General features: G+C 38.8%; 22 protein-coding genes and 1 pseudogene. 15 read left to right on the top strand and 8 right to left on the bottom strand.

The window, feature by feature from the left end; all coding sequences use genetic code 11:
• Window positions 1-15 precede the first annotated feature (15 nt).
• On the bottom strand, window positions 16-837 hold the full coding sequence (locus SYN7502_RS02690; protein ID WP_015167358.1) for a carbohydrate ABC transporter permease: 822 nt from the start codon (window positions 835-837) through the stop codon (window positions 16-18).
• Window positions 838-862: 25 nt separating this feature from the next.
• The gene (locus tag SYN7502_RS02685) at window positions 863-1,057 is read right to left on the bottom strand and encodes a hypothetical protein (protein WP_015167357.1); all 195 of its coding nucleotides are present in this window, start codon (window positions 1,055-1,057) and stop codon (window positions 863-865) included.
• A gap of 198 nt (window positions 1,058-1,255) precedes the next feature.
• On the opposite strand from SYN7502_RS02685, the gene SYN7502_RS02680 reads away from it, so the two are divergent.
• The 9 genes and pseudogenes from SYN7502_RS02680 (at window position 1,256) to SYN7502_RS02645 (ending at window position 7,113) form a co-directional block, all read left to right on the top strand.
• Complete coding sequence (locus tag SYN7502_RS02680; protein WP_015167356.1) at window positions 1,256-1,531, top strand: 2Fe-2S iron-sulfur cluster-binding protein; 276 nt, start codon at window positions 1,256-1,258, stop codon at window positions 1,529-1,531.
• 85 nt (window positions 1,532-1,616) lie between these two features.
• Window positions 1,617-3,035, top strand: a complete 1,419-nt coding sequence (locus SYN7502_RS02675; protein WP_015167355.1) for a hypothetical protein — start codon at window positions 1,617-1,619, stop codon at window positions 3,033-3,035.
• A gap of 150 nt (window positions 3,036-3,185) precedes the next feature.
• Window positions 3,186-4,004: pseudogene (locus SYN7502_RS19225) on the top strand (IS1 family transposase).
• A 24-nt stretch (window positions 4,005-4,028) separates the two neighbouring features.
• Window positions 4,029-4,943: a hypothetical protein gene (locus SYN7502_RS02665; protein ID WP_015167354.1), complete on the top strand. Its 915-nt coding sequence runs from the start codon at window positions 4,029-4,031 to the stop codon at window positions 4,941-4,943.
• A gap of 3 nt (window positions 4,944-4,946) precedes the next feature.
• Window positions 4,947-5,258: a transposase gene (locus SYN7502_RS02660; RefSeq protein ID WP_015168135.1), complete on the top strand. Its 312-nt coding sequence runs from the start codon at window positions 4,947-4,949 to the stop codon at window positions 5,256-5,258.
• A complete protein-coding gene (locus SYN7502_RS21275; protein ID WP_246828903.1) occupies window positions 5,212-5,373 on the top strand; it encodes a hypothetical protein in 162 nt (53 codons plus the stop codon). Before SYN7502_RS02660 ends, SYN7502_RS21275 begins: the two co-directional genes overlap by 47 nt.
• 38 nt (window positions 5,374-5,411) lie before the next feature.
• Complete coding sequence (locus tag SYN7502_RS21270) at window positions 5,412-5,666, top strand: hypothetical protein (RefSeq protein ID WP_371257777.1); 255 nt, start codon at window positions 5,412-5,414, stop codon at window positions 5,664-5,666.
• Between the two features lie 167 nt (window positions 5,667-5,833).
• Complete coding sequence (locus tag SYN7502_RS02650) at window positions 5,834-6,436, top strand: hypothetical protein (RefSeq protein ID WP_015167353.1); 603 nt, start codon at window positions 5,834-5,836, stop codon at window positions 6,434-6,436.
• A 26-nt stretch (window positions 6,437-6,462) separates the two neighbouring features.
• Complete coding sequence (locus SYN7502_RS02645; protein WP_015167352.1) at window positions 6,463-7,113, top strand: OmpA family protein; 651 nt, start codon at window positions 6,463-6,465, stop codon at window positions 7,111-7,113.
• Between the two features lie 192 nt (window positions 7,114-7,305).
• Here SYN7502_RS02645 and SYN7502_RS02640 read toward each other — a convergent pair whose 3' ends face one another.
• Both SYN7502_RS02640 and moeB read right to left on the bottom strand, forming a co-directional pair.
• Window positions 7,306-7,881, bottom strand: coding sequence for a Uma2 family endonuclease (locus SYN7502_RS02640; RefSeq protein ID WP_015167351.1), 576 nt, complete (start codon window positions 7,879-7,881; stop codon window positions 7,306-7,308).
• Window positions 7,882-7,985: 104 nt separating this feature from the next.
• Complete coding sequence (gene moeB / locus SYN7502_RS02635; RefSeq protein ID WP_015167350.1) at window positions 7,986-9,251, bottom strand: molybdopterin-synthase adenylyltransferase MoeB; 1,266 nt, start codon at window positions 9,249-9,251, stop codon at window positions 7,986-7,988.
• A 263-nt stretch (window positions 9,252-9,514) separates the two neighbouring features.
• On the opposite strand from moeB, the gene SYN7502_RS02630 reads away from it, so the two are divergent.
• Complete coding sequence (locus tag SYN7502_RS02630) at window positions 9,515-10,048, top strand: DUF1877 family protein (RefSeq protein ID WP_041429186.1); 534 nt, start codon at window positions 9,515-9,517, stop codon at window positions 10,046-10,048.
• Here the strand turns inward: SYN7502_RS02630 and lipB are convergent.
• From lipB to argB, 3 genes are all read right to left on the bottom strand, one after another.
• Window positions 10,005-10,691 (bottom strand): lipoyl(octanoyl) transferase LipB, encoded by a 687-nt coding sequence (lipB, locus tag SYN7502_RS02625; RefSeq protein WP_015167348.1) that lies wholly within the window; start codon window positions 10,689-10,691, stop codon window positions 10,005-10,007. The two genes, SYN7502_RS02630 and lipB, sit on opposite strands and share 44 nt — an antisense overlap.
• Window positions 10,691-12,784 (bottom strand): hypothetical protein, encoded by a 2,094-nt coding sequence (locus SYN7502_RS02620; protein WP_015167347.1) that lies wholly within the window; start codon window positions 12,782-12,784, stop codon window positions 10,691-10,693. Before SYN7502_RS02620 ends, lipB begins: the two co-directional genes overlap by 1 nt.
• Window positions 12,785-12,916: 132 nt before the next feature.
• Window positions 12,917-13,789, bottom strand: coding sequence for an acetylglutamate kinase (gene argB / locus SYN7502_RS02615; protein WP_015167346.1), 873 nt, complete (start codon window positions 13,787-13,789; stop codon window positions 12,917-12,919).
• Between the two features lie 92 nt (window positions 13,790-13,881).
• Between argB and SYN7502_RS02610 the strand changes: the two genes are divergently transcribed.
• Window positions 13,882-14,892: a WD40 repeat domain-containing protein gene (locus SYN7502_RS02610; protein WP_015167345.1), complete on the top strand. Its 1,011-nt coding sequence runs from the start codon at window positions 13,882-13,884 to the stop codon at window positions 14,890-14,892.
• Here the strand turns inward: SYN7502_RS02610 and SYN7502_RS02605 are convergent.
• Complete coding sequence (locus tag SYN7502_RS02605; RefSeq protein WP_015167344.1) at window positions 14,881-15,576, bottom strand: phosphorylase family protein; 696 nt, start codon at window positions 15,574-15,576, stop codon at window positions 14,881-14,883. The genes SYN7502_RS02610 and SYN7502_RS02605 overlap by 12 nt on opposite strands.
• 77 nt (window positions 15,577-15,653) lie before the next feature.
• On the opposite strand from SYN7502_RS02605, the gene mazG reads away from it, so the two are divergent.
• From mazG to SYN7502_RS02585, 4 genes are all read left to right on the top strand, one after another.
• Window positions 15,654-16,358 (top strand): nucleoside triphosphate pyrophosphohydrolase, encoded by a 705-nt coding sequence (gene mazG / locus SYN7502_RS02600; RefSeq protein WP_015167343.1) that lies wholly within the window; start codon window positions 15,654-15,656, stop codon window positions 16,356-16,358.
• A 47-nt stretch (window positions 16,359-16,405) separates the two neighbouring features.
• The gene (locus SYN7502_RS02595) at window positions 16,406-17,227 is read left to right on the top strand and encodes a tetratricopeptide repeat protein (protein ID WP_015167342.1); all 822 of its coding nucleotides are present in this window, start codon (window positions 16,406-16,408) and stop codon (window positions 17,225-17,227) included.
• 491 nt (window positions 17,228-17,718) lie between these two features.
• Window positions 17,719-18,444, top strand: coding sequence for a hypothetical protein (locus SYN7502_RS02590; RefSeq protein WP_210391315.1), 726 nt, complete (start codon window positions 17,719-17,721; stop codon window positions 18,442-18,444).
• Window positions 18,445-18,586: 142 nt separating this feature from the next.
• Window positions 18,587-19,633 (top strand): diguanylate cyclase domain-containing protein, encoded by a 1,047-nt coding sequence (locus SYN7502_RS02585; RefSeq protein WP_015167341.1) that lies wholly within the window; start codon window positions 18,587-18,589, stop codon window positions 19,631-19,633.
• Window positions 19,634-19,653: the final 20 nt, after the last annotated feature.

Here is a 19,653-nt window from a genome sequence, read left to right as displayed (position 1 = left end):
TAGCTCTAATTTCTGCTAATTTTTAATTCCAGTAGCTGCCACCCCTCGAATAAATTGTCTTTGAGCGATCGCAAATAAAACCATCACAGGAATTGTAGCGATCGCTACTGCCGCCATTAATAGCGACCAATCCGCCGTAAATAGTTCTTGAAATCCTGATAAAACCAACTGAACCGTTTTTAATTCGGGTCTAGTTGTAAAAATCAAAGCCTTAAATAAATCGTTCCATTCGCCAATAAAGGTAAAAATAAATAGGGTTACCAAGGCAGGACGAGTCAAGGGCAAAATTACATTCCACAATACCTGTAGGCGATTTGCCCCATCTAAAGTAGCAGCTTCTTCTAATTCAATAGGAATAGTTTGAATATACTGACGGATTAAGAAAATGCCAAAACCATTGGCAGCCGTAGGTAAAATTAAGGCACCATAGGTATTAACCAAGTGTCCCCATTTCAATACTAAAAATATGGGAATTACTAATAGCTGAAACGGAATAATTAAAGTTGCTAAGACAATTAATAAAACCCCGTTACGTCCCTTAAAATTCAAACGAGCTAGGGAGTATCCAGCTAAAGCCGAGGTAAAGATTTGACAGCCTGTAACGGCGATCGCTACAAAAGTTGAATTAAAAAAAGCTAATAAAAATTCTCCCTGTTGCCATGCCCTTTGATAATTAGCAACCGTCCAAGTTTTAGGAAATAAACCTTCAGTGGGCTTAAATGTAGCTGGAGCAAAGGAAGTAATTATAACAAAAATTAAGGGAAATAATAGGGCGATCGCAATTAGACCCAAGCCTATATTCAAAATTAGTGACCCAAAACGATTGCCATTAACCATAATAATTAAGTTTTTGATTTGAATGTCAGGCAGATTTAGTTAAATTCACAGGACTAGGCTTTTTAGAAGGCAGTTGATTTAATAATTTAGATAATTCGCTTGCTTCTTCAGGCATGAGTAACTCATTCAGGTTAACTGCACCAGTTCTACCTTGCTGTATGTGACGGCGATCGCCTATGGCAAAAAGCTCTTTAATTCTGGCTTTAACATCTTGGCTCATTCTTCAACCTTTGCTAATTCAATAGAACTATTAGGCATAATTTTAGCAATATTAGTTATAGGACTTAAACCCTCTATAAACCAAATTCCTGTATCTGGATTGAAAAAGTATCATTTAATCACCTTCAAGGTATCAAGTGCCTCAAATACTAAATATTGGGTTCCTGTTGGTTTCATTAGTTGATTTTAGGCGATCGCTATGAGACAAGAATTAACTCCTAAGCCCGTTGAACTCGATGAAGAGGTTGTTATGGAAAAACTAACAAACTGCGGAGGCTATGGTCAATGTGGTACCTGTGTGGTGGAAATTACGAAAGGTATAGAAAATTTATCACCCCGTACTGATTTTGAAACTTTTAAGTTCAAACGCAAACCAGATAATTACCGTTTAGCTTGTCAGGTTGTTGTCAACGGAGATATTTCAGTTAAAACTAAACCAAATGAGCCTAGTTCCTATATGACGGACTTTTATTAGGAATTCGCAAAATAATCTAACTCAACCAGTTTAAGGTGATGATAAAGTAAAAAAGTCTCAGAGTCGCAAATACCTACAATTAATTATGCCTATTTTACGAGCAGATGGCATTACTGAATCTGAACGTTACTTAAAACTTCTTTGTGATCGTACATTTTTGTCACTTTGGAGCTATTCAGGAGTATTCAGAGATCAAGGCTTAGGTAAAGGAAGGGAAGGGAAAGAACTCTGTGATTTGTTAGTAGTTTTCGAGAATCACATTATTATTTTTTCAGACAAAGATTGCCAGTTTCCAAATAGCGATCAACTTGGGCTTGATTGGAACAGATGGTTTAAAAAAGCAGTAAAGAAATCAGCAGATCAACTATGGGGTGCTGAAAGGTTAATTAAGCGAAACCAAAATCACCTTTTTTTAGATCATCTATGTACCATACCTTTACCCCTTGATTTGCCTGATTTGTCAACAGCAATATTTCACCTAATTGTTGTAGCACATGGAGATTCTAAGCGCTGTCAACAAGAACTTGGAGGTAGTGGTAGTCTCGTAATTAATACTTCCATTAAAGGTGATGAACATTATATAAATGACAATGATGGTATCCCATTTATTATTGGAGATATTGATCCAAGTCATACTTTTGTTCATATTCTAGGTGACACATCTTTAGATATTGTTTTAGGTACATTGGATACTATTTCAGATTTTGTTTCTTACTTAACCAAAAAAGAGCAACTTCTTAGATCCGATACGGTTGTTATTGCCGCAAGTGAAGAAGATCTATTGGCATATTACCTAAAGAATATAAATGAAAAGGATGAACACGATTTTGTTATATCGACTGCTGCTACTGAGCGAGTTACTCACCTTTGCTTCGATGAAGGTCATTGGGAGGACTTCAGTCAAAGCCCCCAGCGTCAAGCTCAGATCTCGGCTGATAGAGTCAGCTATATTTGGGATAAGTTGATTGAGTCCTTCAGTAAGCACGTGCTGGAAGATACGCAGTATTTTGCAACTCATCCTAATGTCAAAGGAACAGAACCCCTTCTACGTTTTCTGGCACGGGAATCACGCTTTCGCAGAAGAATCCTTGCAGGAGCGCTTTGGGGTCTAATCGAATCAGCACCTAGGGATAGGCGTGCAACTCGTTATGGTTGTTGTCAATCAACCCAAGAAGCCTTCTACGTTTTTCTAACACTTCCACAATTTGATTGGATGAATTACGAACAATATCGGGAATCACGCAGAAATTTATTAGAAGCTTGCTGCTCTGTTGTAAAACTTAAGTTTCCAGATGTTCATCATATTATCGGGATAGCTACTGAGCCAGGAATTAATAATGAAGGTCGATCTGAAGATGCTATTTATCTTGACGTAACAGATTGGACGGAGGCAGATACTGCTAGAGCAATAGAAGCCTCTGAAATGCTAGATATTCTGAAAAATCCAAATATGTTTACTATTCATGATCAAGAGTATCCTCTTCAAAAGCCTATAAGAAAATAAAGCTCCCAATTTCTTTACGGTAAGTTTTTATAATCTATATTTATCTTTCCTTGCTCATTTTTAAGAAGTTTGAATTTTTTATTGATCTCAAATAATTAGGTAGTGCATCAAGATGAGGTAGTATAGAGAAAAGAGATAGTAGATAAAGACATGGAATGCCTATTGTGTGGACATCATAAAGTTTATGGACATGGTACAACCAGCAAAGGCAACGTCAGGTATGAATGTCCTAAATGTAAGAAGACATTTGTGGAGACCTTGGATACGATTTACTATCATCGGCATATAGATGCAGAAAAGATTCATTTAGTCCTGCAAAGCCAAAGTGAAGGAGTAAGCTTACGAGGTATAGCAAGATTGAGTGGATTAGCATATAACACAGTGGTTAGCATAATTAGACAAGCCTCACAGAAAGCCCAAATGGTTCATAACCAAGAAGTTAAAGCAGTAGAGACAGAAGAAATCAGTAGTGATGAAATGTGGTCATTCGTAGGAAAAAACAGAAAAACTGCTTACCAACAGAACTTGAGTCAGGAGACTGTTGGATTGGGGTAAGCATAGGTAATGATAGTGGATTGATTTTAGCGGCAAGAGTAGGAAAACATACGGATGAATTAATTGAGGAGATAGTTAGGAAAGACCGATTGCCAGCATTGGAATACTGATGGGTGGGGAGGATATGAGAGAGTGTTGGCAGAATATGTAGAACACTATATCGGCAAAGATCGCACTCAAAGAATAGAGAGGACGAATGGTATTTTAAGGCAACAGACAGGTAGATTTCATCGACGACAGCATAAATTCAGCAAGTTATGGGAGTGGACTGAAATAGCAGTCAGATTATTAGTCACATTTTTTAATTGGATATGGATTCACTCTCGAAAAAAGACAACTGCTGCCCAGAGAGCTAATTTAACCAATAGAAAGTGGACTTGGGATAATATTTGCACCTACTCTACTTTACTTTGACGCACTACCAAAATATCAAAGCTAATGGATAAAATACTAAACTTAGCACAAGGCAACGTAATTGTTTCTCTAATTGCTTATACTTGCATTGGCTTTAGTTTAATTTCAGTTTTTTTGAGATTTTTACTCTGGTCTTCTTTAAGAGATTTGTATAAAAACACAAAAAGGCTTCAAAATGAATCATTAAGCGATCATCAATTCATTAAGAAGTTAGAAGGGCGTTTTAAAGAATTTGACTTAGAGAAGGTTAATGTTACGGTTATCATCGATCATGCTTACAACGAACAAAAATTATGGAATTGCAGTTATGAGTTTATTGAAAACTTCTGTAGTACTCTACCAAATCTATTAATATCCTTTGGCTTGGTTGGTACATTTCTAGGGCTAACCATTAATTTAAGCAGCCTTATTCCCTCATTAGAAAATATTAGCGGTAATAATTTAATCGATGTGCTTAGAGAACCATTACAGGGTATGGCGATCGCTTTTGTTAGTAGCTTATTTGCTCTATCTTGTGCTGTAGTTCTTAATTTTATTAATCTTTTTTTTAATACCAATAGGCTTAAATTTCAGATTTTCAACTATCTTGAAGATTATTTTGAGAACGTCTATCTAGCTAGGAATAGGACTAGATTAGATAGAAGTATTGAGAGGATGACAGACCAATTTGATCAATTCTTAATAAGATTTGGAGTTGCAGTTAGAGAAGTAGTAGAACAAGCATTTCAAAGACCTGCTCAAGAAATCTTAGATGCTAATAATCAATCAAGAGAGATGGCTCGTGATATTGGCTTGAGATTTATGGATGCGTCTGGAACCATAGCCGCAGGGGCAGAGCGTCTCAAAGAAGCAGGGGATTTGTTTAAGACGACTAACTTTCCTGAAAGGTTATATAGAGCCTGTTTCATATCTATTATGAGCAAGATGTATGATACTTAGAAAATGCTAAATCCATACTCAAGTAGCCTAACAGATAAAGAATGGGAAATTATAGAACCATTGCTCCCAAAGAAAAAGCAAACTAGACCGCCAACTTGGACAAAAAGACAAATTTTAGACGGCATACTCTACCAACTCAAAAACGGTTGTAATTGGCGAGATATGCCCCGAGACTTACCACCATTCTCTACAGTGTATCGATACTACAAGGAGTGGAAAGATACAGGTACATTTACTGCGATTATGGAAGCTTTGCATTCAACAGCCCGTGAACAGTCAAAAAAAATCAAAATGGACAACTTTAATCATCATTGACTCACAAGCAGTGAAAAATACTTGTAATGCAAGTATAGAATCCAAGGGCTTCTGCTCCTACAAAGCAACTAACGGGATCAAAAGACATTTAGCCGTTGACACTCTGGGTATTTAACAAGAGCAAATGTATCAGATGACCAAGGACTGATTGAGATGTTAACGTTTAACATTGATTACTTCAAATCGAAGCCAGATGACATTACCCTAACTACGATATTGCTGGATAGTGGTTATCATATCGAAAAATTGACGACTGATTTACAGAAGGTTTATCCTGAGATTATGACTAAGATTAGGTTTGAAATTTCTCCTAAGGTATCAAAGCAACAGAAGGCAGAAAAAGGTCTGTCTGGGTTTGTAGTTGTGCCGACAAGGTGGGTAATTGGGTTGAAAGATGCAAAATCTTAGTTAAGAACTTTGAGAGAACTCTCGTTAATGCTACAGCTAAACTCAATCTTTGCTTTATTCGTTTGATGCTAAAAAGAATTGCTACTCATGAGATATGAAACAGGCTCTATAGTGCTAGTCAGGAGTTACAAAAAGCTGAATCTAATATTGCTGCTTTAGGAGACATTATGAATGCTGTCAATAATTCATTAATACAAGCTTCTAATATTAGCGATCAAGTTCAAAATTTAATTATTTCCAATCAAAGGTTCCAACAAATTTCTGTTGATATACTTCAAGCAATTAACAGCGAACGACTTACTTTAAACACAGTTATTAGTTCTGGGGAAGAAGGACTGAATACTATTAATACAGTTATATCTCAAATTCAGGATAGGCTTAATCATATTGAAGAGACTCTCAATTTAGATGAGTTTGCGATCGCACTCAGAACAAGTAATGGTCTAATTCAAGAACTAATTAATGTAGGAAGTCAAACATCAGTACAACAAAAGGATCAATCTGAAATTTTTAATAATACAAAGTTACAGATACAGCAATTTACAACGGACTTTAAGACTCAAATACTGGAACTATTGAGAGATATTAAAACTGGGAATGATTTGACTGATAAACTTAGCACCAAAATTGATAAACATGCTGAAGAGTTAAGATATATTAATTATGGCAGCCAAGTTTCAGAATTAAATAAACTCTTAAAATCTCTTGATAATTCAATTGATAAACTAATTAATTACCTAAAAATGCATAATTCAGAGATGGATATATAAATAATTGATTATAAATCTAGTTAGTAATGAGCAAACGTAGAAGACAGCCACTTTATACAGAAGACATAAATATTTGGGCATCTTTTACAGATTTGATGTCTAATGCTTTTATGATCATGAGCCTACTTCTTCTCTTGATTTTAATCAAGCCATTATTAAATAAGTCAGGTTTAGTAAATCCAGAAATTCCTAAAGAAGCTCCGCCAATAATTATTATTCAAGACACAGGAGCCTATCAATTTACATCTGGAAGTGCAGATATTCCTCCAGCTTTATCAGATTTTATTACGCAAAATTTAGTAACTAAGATCGCCGCTAATGCTCAGGAGTATCAAATTAATACCATTGAAATTATTGGACATACTGATGGTCAAGCTAATGGCGCAACAGTAAGTAACTTAGATCAAAACCTAGAACTAGTTGCTAGCGGTCAAGTCCCATTTAATAAACTTACGGCTGGTTCTAATGCTGATTTGGGGTTGATGCGTGCCTTAGCAGTGATGAATCTATTACAGTCAATCCCTAGTTTAAAAAATTTAGAATTTCGAGCTTACTCTGCTGCTCAATTAGTCTCACCACAGGGAGGTTTGGCACCAATTAATCGCGGTTCTGATAGTTCCCGTAGAAGAATTGAGATTAGATTTACAAGGTTAGGAAAAGTTGAAAGTATCCGCTAAGTGAAAGAAAAACTAATGGCAAGAAATATGAGTTACCTACAGAGAACGCTAGTTATAATTAGTGTGCCAGTTGCACCAGCAATTAAGCTAAAAGCAAGTTGCACAAACCAAAGTATTTTGCGCTTTTTCAATACCTATTTCAAAGGGGCAAATCTCTTTTTACATTACGTAGAAGGCATCTTAATTACCAAATCACCAAATTTCCGTAAGGCTCAAAACAAATTCAGGTAAAACATCTTCCCCAGAAAGGGAACTCGGATTTTGCAAAACTTCTTTAGGCTTCCCAATCCGATAAACTTCTACTTCCCGATCTTTGCAATTAATCAGCCAGCCTAGCCTTGCGCCATTATCCTGATATTCCTGCATCTTGGCTTGCGTAACCTTCAAATTATCGCTAGGCGACATCAATTCAATAACGAAATCTGGACAAATCGGTGCAAACTTTGCTTGTTGTTCGGTCGTTAACGCTTCCCAACGCTCCTTTAAAATCCATGAGGCATCAGGTGAGCGATCGCTTCCATTCGGAAGTTTAAATCCTGTGGATGAGCCAAACGTGAAGCCTAACTTAGTTTTGCGATTCCAAATCACTAGATCGGTGGTAATGCTGGCACTACGCATTCCTGTGCAGCCGCCTTCTGGAGCCATAATTGTGATATCCCCTTGAGCATTGCGCTCGAACCTGAGATCGCTATTTTTGCGACAAAGTTGAAAGAACTGTTCGTCAGTAAGATCGATTACGGACTCTAGGCTGATCGTTAAAGCATTCATAGTTCTCAGTTAGGGCTTGAGCCTACGTTCCGATTTTATCACAAGCACTTAGTCATGGGGCTTAGGGCTAATATTAGTGGCGAACAAATAGGTCTAATAGTTATCTAATATTTGGGAATAGAACTATCAATCTCTTCACTCCAGGCAATAATTCCACCTTTGACATTAATCCCATCGATGCCAGCTTGTTTGAGAATACCCAGTGCCTTAAGCGATCGCCCGCCTAATTTACAATGTACCACTAACTTGCGATCGCCCACTAAAGACCGAACCTGCTCTACCCCATTCCCATTTTCAATATCAGGTAGTGGAATCAGAGTTGTATTCGGAATTCTGCCAATTTCCCATTCGCTGGGATTACGCACATCGATAATTACATAATCTGGATTATTAATTAGATCCTTAAGTTCAGTAACCGTAATTTCAGGGATTTGAGTTTGATCGTTTGATTCCATAGCTTTGGCTTGGGGGATACCGCAAAATTGTTGATAATCGATAAGTTGAGTAATTACGGGACGTACAGGATTAGGACGCAGTTTTAGCTCTCTAAAGCTCATTTTTAGAGCATCAAACAGTAGAAGTCTTCCACTGAGATTTGTGCCTTTACCCAAAATAATTTTGATGGTCTCCGTGGCTTGAATTACGCCAATAATACCGGGCAGAATTCCTAAAACTCCACCTTCAGCACAGGAAGGCACTAAACCAGGAGGGGGTGGTTCGGGATATAAATCACGATAGTTAGGGGCTGTAGCATTAGCATCATAAATCCAGTCGCGATCGCTATCCCGTAAGCTTTTCTTTTCTGGAGCAGATAAACTATCCCAGTTATCTGGACGCAACCACCCACCTTTATAGTTAAATACCGTTGCCTGTCCCTCAAATCTATAGATAGAACCATAGACATTGGGCTTATTTAATAATACGCAGGCATCATTAACTAAATATCTGGTAGGGAAATTATCTGTGCCATCGACCACAATGTCATAGGGAGCCATAATTTCTAGGGCATTTTCCGAGCTGATCATGGTCTCATACAGATCAACTTGGCAATGGGGATTAATTTCATAGATCCGGTTTTTAGCAGACTCAATTTTGGGCTTACCGATCCAAGAAGTGCCGTGAATAACTTGACGTTGCAGATTTGAAGCATCAACAATATCAAAATCAACAATGCCAATGCGTCCTACCCCAGCAGCAGCTAAGTACATTAATAAAGGCGCACCTAAACCACCAGTTCCAATACAAAGGACACTGGCAGCTTTTAATTTTTTTTGTCCTTCTACTCCGACTTCGGGCAGAATAAGATGGCGAGAATACCGTTCATACTCCTGTTGATTGAGTTGAATAGTCTTTAAATCTGGATCAAGCATGGTTTATTCATTAATAACCTAAGATCGCATTTTAGCCTATTGGATTTACTAATCGTGGCTCAATTTATTAAAAATCTGTTTAAAATTCTGTAAGTCCATAAATATTCATGTGCTAATTAAATGGAGGGCAACCTCTTCTTAGGGGCAAACGCCCCCAATACCTAATCTTTTAATGGGAAAGGAGTAGTTATTAAAGATGATTGTGTGGCAGCTTAAATTCACAATACTGCTTGGTAAAAAGAGTTAGGAGTTTAGCTATGTCTATGGGATATGGAGCCATTCTTATTTCCTCATACTTCATTCAAGAAATAGAAGAGACTGGGTTTGAGGCTGTTAAATTTTTTTGGGCGGATAGTATTGACTATTTCCCTGAATTAGAAACTCGTGGGGAAGATTGGATGGCAAACCTTCATCTTTTATTATCAGGAAGCGAAAATTTTGCTATGCCATCTTTTATCATTTCTCATGATATGGAGGGGAAAGAATTTTTACTAATCAATGCTTTGATGGGATGTCACAATATTGAAAACAATGAATTTCATGCTTCTTATTTGTATCCATCAGAGGTAAGAGAAGTTTCCCAAAAACTACCAGAAATATTAAAAGAGGATTTAAGTATTAGGTGGAGCTACTTGGAAGGCAAACAAACAATAGCTTGGGATTGGGATTTAGATAAAGCAAAAGAATACATTAAGGAAAAGTTAATACCATTTTATAATAAAGCCTCTGACTATGAATCTGGCATTTTAGTCATCACCGATATTCGGTCGTGTCACAAAATAGTTGAAAAGGGATAGGAGTCATCACTACGTCAAGAGCAAACACCTCCGTAAAAGCATCGATCAGTCTTTGTGTCACTGTTTCTAGGTTGATGGTAGGGATAAATTCTTGCAGTTGACAAACTTGGCGATCGCTGATGCCACAAGGCACAATTTGCCCAAATCCTGTCATATCCATATTTACATTCAGGGATAACCCATGCATAGTTACCCATTTACTAACTTTGATTCCCACTTGGGCAATTTTTTTACCATCGACCCATACACCCGTTAATCCTGTGATTCGTTCGCCATTAATGCCATAGCTACCCAAAACTCTAATAATTACTGCTTCTAACTGTCGTAGATACCAATGTAAATCCTGTTGATGGTTTTTCAGATTTAAGATTGGATAAGCCACTAACTGCCCCAGCGCATGGTAAGTTACCTCTCCTCCCCGTTCGATTTGATGCCATTCAATGTCCGATCGCTGCGGATCAAATTTAACAAACTCCCAACTGGAACCCTGCCCTAAGGTATAAACCGATGGATGCTCTAAAATTATTAAAACATCTTCGATTTGCTCCTGTTGGCGTAATTTTACCAATTGTTGCTGCCATCTCCATGCCTGCAGATAAGGAACTGGGCGATCGCATTGATAAACTAAACATCTATGCCGCATTAGGGTGTTAAAGCTAGGCTTTGATAATTACCATTGGTTTTGACTAAAATCTTTTGGGGTTCGGCACCGGGAAGTAATGCTACCCATTGATTTGGCGCACTAGGGGAAATGTCCTCAAATAATAAATCACCATTTTTACTAAAGATCATGACTATAGGATAAGAGCGATCGCCCAGATCAACTTTGTCTCGATCAATTTTTAATAATATGTCTTTACTAGTTTTAGTTTGGAGATTGACCTGTTCTAGTGACCACCGTGATAGTTTTTGGCTTAATTCCGCCTCACTAACTGATACTTTGCCGTAAGCTGACAATTGCTGATAGATAGTTCGGGAAATTTGGTCAAACACCCCTGAATTTAAATTACCTAAGGTATCGTAGGTGCCACGTGCCTCAAAAAAGATATTACCGCCCTTTACTAACCCCAAAGCATTGGTTAAACTCTGCCCTAACTCTGGCGCACCCGTTGCCAAAAGCTTAATTTGCCCATCTTCACCTACCCAAATTGACTGAGCTATTAAATCTATGGTTTCTCCCTCCCTATTGGGGACATCTACGGTGAGGATATTATTGGTTTCTAGTCCCAAAGCCTTCCAGATCATTAACTTCGATCTTTTTGCCAATTTAGGAAACGGGGCATTCCGCCATACTTCTTGATCCCGAATTACGGAAATATCTACCTCATACCAAGTTTGTCCATCCAGTAAAGGCGGCGGGGTAATTTGCCATGGGCGATCGGTCGAGTTGCCCAATAATTGTATGGTGCCGATAAACTGCTGCGGGTCTATGCCTAAGGGAGCTAAGTCTAATCTTTGTAATAGGCTAATCGCTTCAGAAACATCTCGTTTGGGAAATTGCCAATGCGATCGCAGCCATTGTTCAGCCGTAGGTAAATCATCCCATTGCAGTACAATTACGCTGCCCCATAGCACTATTTCTGGGATCGGTTCCACTGCCAAAGCCGCATCTACCCTTAGCCATATATTTCCTGCCTTGGTTGCTAAGGTATCTATAACACTTTTGGCAACAAACTCAGACCCTTGCAAATTTTGGAAAGCTTCGACCCACTGTCCATTCATAGCTAGAGCCAAGGAGTTCATCCCATAATCGGCATCAAGATTTTGCGCTAAATCGGCGGTAATCTGGGCATGGTAGCGAATGAGGTCGTACTGTTCTTGGATTACTGGTTCCCACTGGTCATTTTTAGCTTGCAAATCAGCTTTTAAGGACTCAAATTTTGCTAAGGCAGGTGACCATAATCCACCACTTGCCAAAACTAAGGCATCACTATAAATCTTAGGCATAGCTGGAGCCTCATGGAGATTCAAGGTACGAAACTGGAGGGGATTAGTAGAATTAGTGGTAGCCTCAAGGCGAAAAACTAAAAACCGTGGGTCTAAGTTTTGGGTTTGATCGATAACTAAATCAGGTTCGGGATTTTGGAGGGTGAGAAATCTTTGCCAGTGGGGTATTTTACCGTTAGGATTTGTCCATTCCAGTTCCATATTGATAGCTTGATTGGGCATATAGGAAAATACTCGACCATATACTCCTTCTTTGAGTTTACCGATCGCCATAAACCACAGCCCTTGACTGGGAGCTTCGCCATTAATAGATGGAATGGATTGGAGTTGAGTCAGAGCTAAAGTATTGCCTTCCTTAATTTGGGGAGGATGAGCTTGATATTTTAGAGATGGGGCTTTAATAAATGCTTCTTCTAGTTCGGTAACTTCCGTTTGTTTAATTAATCTAAACTTTTTTTGCTGTTGCCACAAATCAGCTCCTAGGGTTTGATAAATTCTAATTTGTCGAATTGCCTTCGAGTCTTTATCTAAAACTGGATAAACCTGAAAATTATCCTTCAGTATTAGGGGTTGATCACCAAGCAAAAATTGAGAGTCTAATAACTCGGCTTTAACTTGATCTAGGGTTTGAATAGAACTTAAGGTTTGAGCTATTGTTGCAGGTTGATCTAGTTCGACCCAAGGTAAGGAAAAAGGATTAATCAGAAACTGGATACTTAGGACTATCCCTACCCCCATTGCGGCGATCGCTAACAATAGAGTAATGCGACTAATGCTTATACCCTGCATATTAGTTATATATAACGGGGGCTAGGTTAAAATAGCTGATATTCACAAGATATTCCAAAATTCGTGTAATTCCTTGCAAATCTTACCAAAAACCTGAGACCTAGACCGCAGCATTTATCTAGCCACATTTATCTAGTCAGATGTATAGTCTGATGCCACTAGCATGGAACCAACTCCACCATCGGAAAATATTTCCAACAGTAAAGAATGGGGAACTCTGCCATCAATAATATGGGCTGTTTTTACACCTTGAGCCAGCGATCGCACACAACACTGTACCTTGGGAATCATGCCACCATTTACCACGCCCTGCTGAATTAGCTCCCTTGCCTGTTGAATATCAATACTGCGAATTAAGCTATCTGGGTTATAGCGATCTTCAAGGATACCGGGAATATCCGTAAGCAGGATCAGTTTTTCGGCACCAAGGGCAGCAGCTATTTCTCCCGCTACGGTATCAGCATTGATATTATATGCCTGACCTGTCTCATCGCAGGCAACACTGGAAATCACGGGAATATGCCCCGCCTTAATTAGGGTATGTAGTAACTTAGTATCAATTCCTGCTACTTCACCGACAAAACCTATAGCTTCATTTCCTTGAGGTCTAGCTCGAATTAGGTTGCCATCCTTGCCACATAGTCCCACTGCCGATCCGCCTTCAAGGTTAATCAATTCGACGATTTGTTTATTAACTCGACCCACCAGCACCATTTCTACTACTTCCATTGTGGCAGCATCGGTAACCCGTAACCCGTTAATAAACTGCGGTTCAATATTGAGCTTGCTTAGCCAGACATTAATTTCAGGTCCTCCGCCATGCACCAACACGGGACGAATGCCTACGGAGGTCATAAACACTACATCTCGGATTACTTTTTGGCGCAGTTCTTCTTCTTTCATGGCAGCACCACCGTACTTGACCACAATTGTCCGTCCCACAAATTTTTGAATGTAGGGTAATGCTTCGCTTAAAACCTGTACGCGATCGCTATCGGTTAGCATGGAGTTGTATTAAGGAAATTTTAATAAATGATGATCAATATATTATCGTGATGTCTGCCAGTTTCCGCTTTTTAGTGCAGTAATATAGTTAAATGTCTATTCCTAGTCTTGTTATCTCTATTCCAGCGATCGCCATACTTCAAGTTGGGCAAATTCCATCAGGTCAAACACCAATTCAAAAAATAATTCAAAACCCAGTTCAAGCCCAAATTCCATCGCAAATTTCAAAGCTGACAGTTTCTCTACAATCACAATTTCAGGCACATAGTACCAGTGCTCTGAGTGTAGATTTTAGTCCCGATGGTAACTATCTTGTCACTTCGTCTTCCAATGGCTCCACCAAAATTTGGAATCGCAGCACAGGTAAAGCGATCGAACTAAAGCAAGATGACAGCATTATTTGGAGCAGTAAATTTAGTCCTGATGGCACTCAGGTTTTAACAGGATCGCAGGATGGCATTGCTCGAATCTGGAGCGTTAATGGTAAGTTAATTAGTCAATTTAAGGGGCATAAAGACTGGGTTACTTCTGTGAATTTTAGTCCTGATGGTAGTTTAGTTTTAACCGCTTCTTCCGACCTCACCGCTAAGTTATGGAATCGCCAAGGGCAAGTAATTACAAATTTTCTGGGGCATCAGGGGTTAGTATGGGCAGCAGCTTTTAGCCCCGATGGTAAATATATAGCAACGGCATCGGCAGATGGAACCGCTAGACTGTGGGATATTAATGGCAAATTAATTACCGAACTGAAAGGGCATAAGGATTGGGTTCGATCGGTGGTTTTCAGTCCCGATGGTAAATATTTGGCAACCGCATCTTCGGATCAAACAGCGAGGCTCTGGGATTTGAATGGGAAACTGATCCAAGAATTCAAAGGACATACAGGCGTAGTTCGGAATGTGGCATTTAGTCCCGATGGCAAATATCTGGCAACGACTTCTCAAGATCAAACGGTGCGGATTTGGAATTTAGAGGGGCAGGAGTTAGCAAAATTAACCGGATATAAGGACTGGGTGATCGGTTTGGGCTTTAGTCCTAACGGTAAGCTTTTAGCAACTGCATCGGCGGACTTTACAGTAAAAATTTGGACTTTAGCTGATTAAAGAATTGATTAAACAAATTTGAGAAAGCACTCGCAAAGACATTAAGGAACCACTAATTAATCTCAGGGCGGCATGGGGTTGTTTGATTAAAGCGATCGCTAACTGCCAAGGTTTCAAGTTGCCATTTTGATCGATCGCCTGTTCTAAATTTGGTAAATCATGCCCAGAATCATCACTAACTACGCGAATCATGCCTACGGGGATATTTAACTTACGAAAAAAATTAACAACCGCAAATCCTTCCATATCAACAACATCAGCATTAGTATCCTTGTAAAGATTTTGTTTTTCGGCAGCTAGATAGATTAGACGATCGCTAGTTACAGACTTAACCACAGTAAATTTATTACTAATTTTAGGTTTAAATTCACATTCCAAAATATTGCCACTACTTAGATCAAAGCATTGGGCATAGACGACAATATCTCCCACCTTCAGGTTGGGATTTAAACTGCCACACAAGCCCATCAGGATCACCTGCGTAAATTGCTGAGGATTAGTGAGGGTTTCTAAATATTTACCAACAGCAACGCAGCCTATGGGTATAGGTAAAATTTGCTGAGGATTTAGGTAATGTTTTAGACCTTTAACTACAGCTTGATACTCGGCTCCTTGGGGTACCAGAATTAAAGTGTTTAATTTTTGATCGGAGGTTTGATGGGAGCTAGGGATTTGATTAGACAAAGCTGATTATCCAAACTGCGCTAAATTCGCTAAATTAAAGATAGCAAAATTATCCCTTTGCCCCAAATATAATTACAATGAATGCAAAACTCTCGGCTTTACAGGAATTATTAGAAGTCGTAGCTAAGTTGCGATCGCCCGATGGTGGATGTCCTTGGGATTTAGCTCAAACTCCAGAAACTTTAATTCCTTACATTATTGAAGAGGCGTATGAAGTTGTTGATGCTATTCGTAGTCAGGATACCGACACGATCGCCGAAGAATTAGGAGATTTACTCTTACAGGTGGTTTTACAGGCACAAATTGCCAGCGACAATAATCAATTTACCATTACTGAAGTTGCCCAAGGCATTAGCCAAAAACTGATCCGCCGTCATCCCCATGTTTTCACCGATTTGCAAGTTGAAAGCCTAACAGAGATTCATCAAAATTGGGAGCAAATAAAAGCCGCAGAAAAAGGAGAATATAATCTCAACGATAAACTGCATCGCTATACTCGAACTTTACCGCCAATTATGGCAACCACAAAAATTATCGACAAAACCCAAATAGCCAGTAGTTATACTGCCAAAGATATAGAACCAATTTGGCAACACTTTCAACAATCCCTAGAGCATCTTGATCTTAATGTAGGTAATAATGACCCCAATCAACGATCGCAATTAGAATTAGAACTAGGCGATTTATTATTTGATTTAATTGCCCTAGCCCGCAACCATAAACTAGATGCCTTTGCTGCTCTCCAGACGGCTAATCATAGATTTATTGACCAGATTTATTGACCAGATTTATTAACAAATTTAATTAAAAGCCTAGAACAAGATTAACCATGCGTCACTTTCTACAAACTCTTCTGACCGTATTTTTATCAATTCTTTTAACTACACCTGCGATCGCTGCCGAACCTAAAAATCCAACTCAAAATCCCAGCCAAATAATTCTTGATGAATTGGCAATTAAAGCCATCACTGCCACCAATCAAGGTAAATTTAGCCAAGCGGAAACCTTTTGGACAGAAATCATCGAACAATTTCCTGATAATGCCGCAGCATGGAGTAATCGTGGTAACGCTAAATCTAGCCAAAATCGTCTGCAAGAGGCGATCGCTGACTATACCAAAGCCATTGAACTTGCTCCCTCTGCCCCCGATCCTTACTTAAATCGTGGTGCCACACTACAATTTTTAAACCAGCCCGAAGCGGCGATCGCTGACTACAATAAAGTCCTAGCTCTCGATCCCCAAGATGCCGATGCTTATAATAATCGGGGTAATGCCCTAGCTAGTTTAGGTAAGTGGAATGAAGCGATCGCAGACTTTAAAGAGTCCTTTGAAATTGAACCCAATTATGCCCTTGCCCGTGCCAACTATGCCCTTGCCCTTTACGAAACTGGTGATGTTAAGCAAGCAGAAAAAACCATAAAAAATTTATTACGCAAATATCCCAACTTTGTCGATATGCGTGCAGCTTTCACAGCCCTATTATGGGAACAAAAAAAGACAGGGGAGGCTGAAAGTAATTGGGTTTCAGTTCCTAAAACCGACCCCCGCTATCAAGATATTGAATGGGTAAGCAAAATCCGTCGATGGCCCCCTAAACTTACTAATGCCCTGAATAATTTTTTAAAGTTGCAATCAAGCAGCACTAGCTAATTATTTGGTTAATCAAATTACTTCGTTCCCGTTATAAAAATAGAGCTAATTAAATGGAGTAATATATCCTCTAATCATGAACCATTAGAAATAAGTTAAATCCTAGACTTATACATTAGATTCCAAACTTTTATACTTCCCTTACAGATGCTTGAGTTTATTACAAATATATATGTTTTGATTTATTAGATTTGGCTAGTATAGATTTAGAGAATTAGGAACAGGAGTTTTTTATATCTAAGCGGTCATTAAAAGCATCAGAGGCGGGAATTAAAAAGGCTAGGCGACAGTTTGATACTAAAGGCTGGACTCAAGAGTTTCTTGCGATTGAAATTGGCATCAAAACACGGCAACCAATTTGGCGATTTTTTGGCGGGAAACCAATTGAGCGTTATACCTTTTTTGAAATTTGTGCAAAATTAGACTTAGACTGGCGAGATATAGCTGCTGATCCACCTGCTGAACCCAGTGATGAAAGTGATATGGAACTAGTGAATTCTTCAAATGCTAAAAATATTGCTGCGCTTTCTATAATTTCCAAATCTCCCTGCTCTCCTACAGAAATTGATAAACGCCATTATGGGCTTAATGAAAGTACCCATCAATATTCTGCAGAAAGGGCTGCTGAAGTTTTAAATCGTGATTTGAAGGAGTTACGATTGATCACTTGTAATTTAGATAAAGGTTGTTCCCTTGCTGCTGTACATAATGGGGAGGTCATTGATACAGCTACAGGATTTACTCCTTTAGAAGGTTTAATGATCGATTACAGTTCTGGATCGATTGATACAAGTGTTTTATATCAAATGATGCGGGAGGAAAATGGAACTGATGCTACTTCTGCCACTGTTAAGTTAGAAGTTGAGCTAGAAACAGGTAATCAATCAAGTGTGGTGAGTACTTCTAAGGTCTTGGAAGATGCAGATGCAATGGATACCGATAATTCACGGGCAAAACAGGCATTAGATATTTATGTTCATCGGTTGCGATCATGCCTTGGTTCGATGCTGATGATTTTAGGTGGTATGGATGCGCTAGTCTTTACTGCTGAATTAGGTGAAAACTCAGAGATTGTCCGTGAACTTGTTTGTCATTCTTTAAAGTTTTTGGGCTTAGAACTTGACCTAGCAGAAAATCAGAATGATCCTGTAGACCTAGATATTGCTACCAAGAAATCTAAAGTGAGGGTACTGGTTATTCACACCAAAAAAACTTGATCTTTCACTAAGAACGGAGCAATCAAGTAATCAAGATAATAAATTTATACAACAGTGACACTTGTGAATTACTAAGAGGGTATTATGATTAGGAGTTAGGTTTATGAACGTTTATCAACACTAGCCTCTGAATTTGTCAATAATGCAAGTGCCATCTACGAATAATGAACAAATTCATGCTGTGCAAAGCTTAAGATATGATGCCAGACGCGATCCACTCAGAATTTTAGTAATTGATGATGATCCAGTTTTATTAAAGCTAACATGCAAGCATCTAAGCTCTGAAGGTTATAGGGTTGAAACTGCTGCTAACGGAGAAATTGGCTGGAAGTTAATTATAGAAGTGCAACCTGATTTAATTATTTGTGATTGGGCAATGCCAGATATTTCTGGAGTGGTTCTGTGTGAAAGGGTTAAAGCCAATCTTGAGTATCCCGATTTAAGGGTGTCATACTTCATTCTGCTGACTGCCCATTCTGAGATTGATTATCGGGTTTTGGGGCTAGATGCTGGTGCCGATGAATTTTTAACCAAGCCGATTAATCCCTATGAACTTAGAGCTAGGGTAAGGGCGGGACTGCGAATTAGTCTAATGGCAAAGTCTTTGGCAAGAGCCAATCAAAAATTATTAGCCCGCAATGAATTATTAGCATCTTTATCATTAACTGATCAACTTACCAATCTGCTCAATCGTAGAGCTATGGATGAGGGATTGCCAAAATTATTAGAAAGCTTGGTCTCAGATACTCTCATCGGTCATACAGAGCATAAGTGTATTAGTTTGATGATGATTGACCTTGATCACTTTAAGCTGGTAAATGATCACTATGGACACTTAGTAGGAGATGAAGTCTTAAAAGCGATCGCTGGACGGCTCCAAAATAGTAGCAGAGCGGATAGTCTCTTATATCGGTATGGGGGGGAAGAGTTTCTTTGCATTACTCCAGATTTAGAGGCTGCCCCAGCGTTAGAGTTAGCAGAGGTAATTAGGCAATCGATCGCCAATCGTCCCATTAGTATTAATTTACAAGACCTAGATTTAAGTCTGGATATAACTGTGAGTATTGGGATTGCGATCGCTGATAAGTCAAATAACCAAGATACCTATAATCTCCTTAAACAAGCAGACTATGCTTTGTACCGTGCTAAAAACTTAGGGCGTAACTGCACTTGTATCTCCCCTATGTAGTATTATTTTATTTCTAATTT

It is taken from the genome of Synechococcus sp. PCC 7502 (genome assembly GCF_000317085.1).
Taxonomy (GTDB): domain Bacteria; phylum Cyanobacteriota; class Cyanobacteriia; order Pseudanabaenales; family Pseudanabaenaceae; genus PCC-7502.
Note: the sequence above shows the minus strand (reverse complement) of the source record. Positions and strands in the feature narration are given on the sequence as shown.